This window comes from Flavobacteriales bacterium, from assembly GCA_013214975.1.
Classification (GTDB): domain Bacteria; phylum Bacteroidota; class Bacteroidia; order DT-38; family DT-38; genus DT-38.
This window is the reverse complement of sequence record JABSPR010000381.1, coordinates 1-4,554: the sequence shown is the minus strand read 5'-3', so window position 1 is coordinate 4,554 and position 4,554 is coordinate 1. Positions and strand designations below refer to the sequence as shown.

The 4,554-nt window shown below is 35.4% G+C and carries 4 protein-coding genes and 1 pseudogene; 1 reads left to right on the top strand and 4 read right to left on the bottom strand.

Going from position 1 to position 4,554, the window contains the following annotated elements:
- Positions 1-156 precede the first annotated feature (156 nt).
- Both HRT72_12110 and HRT72_12105 read right to left on the bottom strand, forming a co-directional pair.
- Positions 157-1,578 (bottom strand): hypothetical protein, encoded by a 1,422-nt coding sequence (locus HRT72_12110; GenBank protein ID NQY68447.1) that lies wholly within the window; start codon positions 1,576-1,578, stop codon positions 157-159.
- Positions 1,579-1,580: 2 nt separating this feature from the next.
- Positions 1,581-2,315: a hypothetical protein gene (locus tag HRT72_12105; protein NQY68446.1), complete on the bottom strand. Its 735-nt coding sequence runs from the start codon at positions 2,313-2,315 to the stop codon at positions 1,581-1,583.
- A gap of 138 nt (positions 2,316-2,453) precedes the next feature.
- Here HRT72_12105 and HRT72_12100 point away from each other — a divergent pair, with 138 nt between their 5' ends.
- A complete protein-coding gene (locus HRT72_12100) occupies positions 2,454-2,876 on the top strand; it encodes a hypothetical protein (GenBank protein NQY68445.1) in 423 nt (140 codons plus the stop codon).
- Positions 2,877-3,223: 347 nt separating this feature from the next.
- Here HRT72_12100 and HRT72_12095 read toward each other — a convergent pair.
- Together HRT72_12095 and HRT72_12090 are read right to left on the bottom strand one after the other, a co-directional pair.
- Positions 3,224-3,505, bottom strand: a pseudogene (locus HRT72_12095) (SprB repeat-containing protein).
- A complete protein-coding gene (locus HRT72_12090) occupies positions 3,496-3,963 on the bottom strand; it encodes a SprB repeat-containing protein (protein ID NQY68444.1) in 468 nt (155 codons plus the stop codon). The pseudogene HRT72_12095 and the gene HRT72_12090 overlap by 10 nt, the downstream one beginning before the upstream one ends.
- Between the last annotated feature and the right edge of the window lie 591 nt (positions 3,964-4,554).

Sequence of the window (4,554 nt, the reverse complement as noted above, 5' to 3'; positions counted from 1 at the left end):
ACTACTAAAAGCATTAATTCTATATTGGTTAATTCTTCTGGCTTTGGGGGGAATGCGGTAAGTGTGGTAGTCAGAAAGGTAATTTCAGTTTAGAATTTTTGCGAGGAGTTATGATGAAGGCTGGATATTTCATTAATTTTTAACCCATCAAAACGCTTAATTCAACCAATCGAAGTACTTGTTTTCCGAGTGATCCAATTGTTCTTTTCGGCTCTTCATCCAGGAATAGATTTCTTCTCCAGAGGTTACCCAAATTTCGTTGTCTTTAGAAAGCTCTTCTAGTATTTTAATATAGAGTTTCCCCCAATTGTTAAAGGCCTTATTTTTAGGGATGGCGGTTCTTACATGCCAATCGATTGCCCCAACACCTTCACAATTTTTAATGGTAGAAATAGCTTTCATGATATCTTTAAAGCCAGATTCTACATCCAAGTTTTTATAGAAAATATTTCCATCCATACAGAATGGAGGAATTTGTATCATATTTAATGTTTTTTTGTCTGCCGAGTAAATTAGGGGATAAGGCAACGCACTGTTATTTCGATAGCCAATATCGAAATTAAAACCTATCGAAGTGTCGTATAAAAAACCAGCGTTATTATGGGCTTCTAGAGTTTTTCTATAGTCCTTTCCTAGATTCCAATAATGATGTCTTAGGCCAATTGGTTTTACCCCTGAAGCTTTTTCTAAAGTATTTTTTTCTGTTTGAAAACGGGAGTCATCCAAATGGGCATTGAAACTGGCATGAAGGCCTATTTCGAATCCTGATTTTTTTATTTTTTCGAATACAGGTTTAAACGCCTTGTCATGTATTTTGTAGTCAACATCAAACTCGTGCGCATATTCGTCGCGATTATTTACTACGGCAAAATAAAAGCTCGATTTGAACCCATAGGATTTCTCTAGATTTATTATCTCGTCGAACAACCAAAAGTCGTTGATGTTCTTATCGAGAGTGTATTTTACGATAAGTCGAAGTAGATGATAATAGTGTCTAGGTATTTCTTTTATGCTTTTAGGGAAGAGCCTATAATTAAATAAAGGGGCATGTTTAATGGGCTCATCTACATCGTGCGACAAGATGATAGAACACTTTTTATCTTGAGGCCAAAGAGGCATTTTGTTAAGGTCGAAAGTATTGTCTAAACACTTTTTTAGATGTTTGATAAGAAAGTTGACAATAGGTTTATCTGCTAGTTTATTTTTAGCTTGAAATGTAGATTCAAATTCTTGTCGATCCAGATAATCATACGTTGCCGATGGGTCTTCCGTATTAATTTTATCCGAGAGTAGGTTGTTCAAGAGATCAATTATGTCGAACTCTATGTGGTTGGATGGCGTTGTTGAAGTGTTTATTAGGTTTCGAACTTCATCGATTTCAGCACTTTTCTTTGAAATGTAAATTCCATTAAAATCTTTCGGTTTTGTGTTCCCGTAATAGATTCCATTTTCTGATGCAGCAAGAGTGGATACTTCAACAGGTTTACTTCGAACGCCGATAATGAAAAGCGCGTATGTAAGAATAACATTGCTCTCATAATTGTTGTCTTCTACACAAAAAGAAACGGTACTGAACATTATTACCAATTTTCAAGTTTCTTAATGGTAGCTAAATGAGCTTTCCTATCCATTTTGTACAGCTGCTTTCCTGCTTCTTCTTTGTTTTCGATAAGTGTAGTTTCTCGTTTCTCAATGTAGCTTTTTACTACTTCTGCCATCAACTGGCCCGAAACATAATTCCCTTTATCTCTTAAAATGGATATGGTATCGCCTTTAGAAATAGGAATTTCTTTTTGTTTACAGATCGGTCCAGTATCAATTCCTTTATCAATAAAATGAATTGTAACACCTATGGGATCATTATTGTAAATAGACCAAAGCATAACATTAACACCTCTGTACTTAGGTAGGATACCTGGGTGGGCGTTTAGAATGCCTATAGTGGGAATATCAATAATATTTGAACTTATAATTCGAGAACCTGCGAGAATAATCAAATCTGGATTTAGAGTTTTAAGTACTTCTTCCGATTTACTTGAATTAAAGTTTTCTACGATATGTACGTCATCTGAAAAGGCATAATAATTTTTACTGAATTCAGTGATCATCACTGTATCATAGCCTCTCACTTTTCGAATTATGTTAGTAATGAAAATCGGGGTATTCCTTCTGACGAAAGCTTTTAAGAAATCAATATTGTTGGCAGGTGGTTGTTCTTCTATTACAATTCCTTTAATGTGAATATTATTTTTTGAAAATTGGTTAAGAATGTCAAAAACAATTTTATTCTTACTTGTTAATATTACAATATTCATATTTTTCTTCTAAGAGGAAACGAGTAAAAATTCAATTGCTATTTTCTCCGAATTCCTTATTTCAAAGCTAATTAATATTTACAATTTGAATAAGGCTTAAATAGAAGTAGTTTAGTGAAAACTTTAAAAATCAACTAGATGGCACACGATATCGCACTTATATTTCACATGTTAGGATTAGCAATGGGAATTGGAACTGGATTTGGTTTCATGTTCTTAGGTATGGCTAAGGCCAAAATGGAAGAGAAAGAGGGAATAGAATTTCAAATAAAGTCTCTTGCACTTGGTGGCATGGGAAGAGTTGGCTTGGTATTGCTTATCCTTTCGGGTGGTTATTTAATGTCGCCTTATTGGAAAGTTATTGGCGAAGAGCCATTACTTATGGCTAAAATGGCTCTTGTGTTGGCAATGATTGGTCTAATTGGATTTATTGAAGCAGCTTCTAAAAAAGCAAAGCAACCAGGTGGAGAGGTACATCTTCCAAAAGTGGAAATGATTGGAAAAATTATTCTTCCAGTTGGTGTTGCTATAGTTGTTTGTGCTGTTTTATTCTTTCACTAGAATAGAACTTACCCGATCAGTACTTTCTTCGTAGTCACATCTCCATTAACGGTAACGCGAACAAAGTATACACCTTTTGTATCTATTGATATTTCGTTATTACCTGCATTTAGGTTTGAGCTGTGGACTTTATTACCGAGTGTATTAAATACATCTACTTGTCCATTAGTCGACCGAATGGATATAGCATTTCCAGAAGTTGTAATAGCAGGTTTAGAAGAATTGATATCTTCAATAGATGTAGGAGGATCAATAATCTCATAGCAATTGTAAGAATTACAATAGTTCCAATCCCATACGGTAACGCAGTATGTTGGAGAAGCTACTAAGTCAGTTACGGTTGCGCTAGTTTGTCCATCCTCCCAGTCATATGTGTAAGCTCCAGTTCCGCCAGACACTGTAGGAGTTATTTGAGCATCATCACATCCAGTACAAGTAGCACTAACTACATCGTTGGTAGTGAATACCAGTGGCGTAGGCTCATCGACGGTATAAGTAACTATATCGTAACAGCCGGCATCGTCCGTTACAGTTAATAGGTAATTTCCCCAACATAGGTTGTTGTTTATTGGGCCTGTAACTCCATTGCTCCAGTCGTATGTATATAATACAGGGCCGGTTACAGGTATTCATAATACGCATCGCAATACCCATAACAACTAATTGGGTTGTAGATAGGGGATATAATAATTGGTGAAGCGTCAAGCAGGGTAGTACTTAAAGATGTCCAACATCCATTGCCGTCTGTTACGGTAACATCGATTGGACCACTACATAAACTCGTTGCAATAGAACTTGTTTGACCATTACTCCACAAATAAGTATAATTCCCAGTACCACCCGAACCAATAACCGAAACAGCTCCATCGCAGAAACCGTTACAACTAATATTGCTAGATATTCCAGTTTGAATACTTACAGCCATTGGATCGTATAGAGATATAGATGCTGAGCCACTAGAACCATTTGCATCTGTTACGGTAGCATCATAATATATTGGAGCAAAACCACCACCACATAATCCTGATATGGTATTAATGCTTGATGTAAATGTGCCATCTAAGAATGTTGCATTCGAGCCCCACACAAGAGCATATTGAGAAACCCCGTTAAGGATAGTTAATGATGCTGTTCCATCACAGCTACCTTGACATAAAGGAGCAGTTGCTTAGATAGCGTAACATCAATTACGGTTGGTCCTGCAAAAGTGAACTTCGAAAAAGAGAGAAGTACTGAAAAGAAGGCTTAGAATAAGTATGTAATTTTTCATGGTGTCTAGTTTATGATTTAGATAAACTAAAGTCGTAGAAATTGTGAAAAGGTTGCCTGTTTAAAAGAATAAATGTTTAAAATCAATTGGTTAGGTGTTTTTTCAATTATACTTTAGTTTAATAAAATCATTGTCAGTTCGAGTGATCCCGACGATTTCAAGTCGGGATTGTATCGAGAACAAATGATTTTTTAGTATAAAGTGCTTCTCGATATAAATTCCGCAAACACGGAATTCACTCGAAGTGACACTTTTTAACTAAAGCATTCTTAAATTGAACTTATATCAAGAAGAATTATGAAGAAATACTTGATTTCTATAACGTTGATGTGTTATTCAGTTATTGGGTTATCTCAGTCCGAACAAGACACAGAATATTTTTCTAATTTCTTTATGGAAGGTTTGATT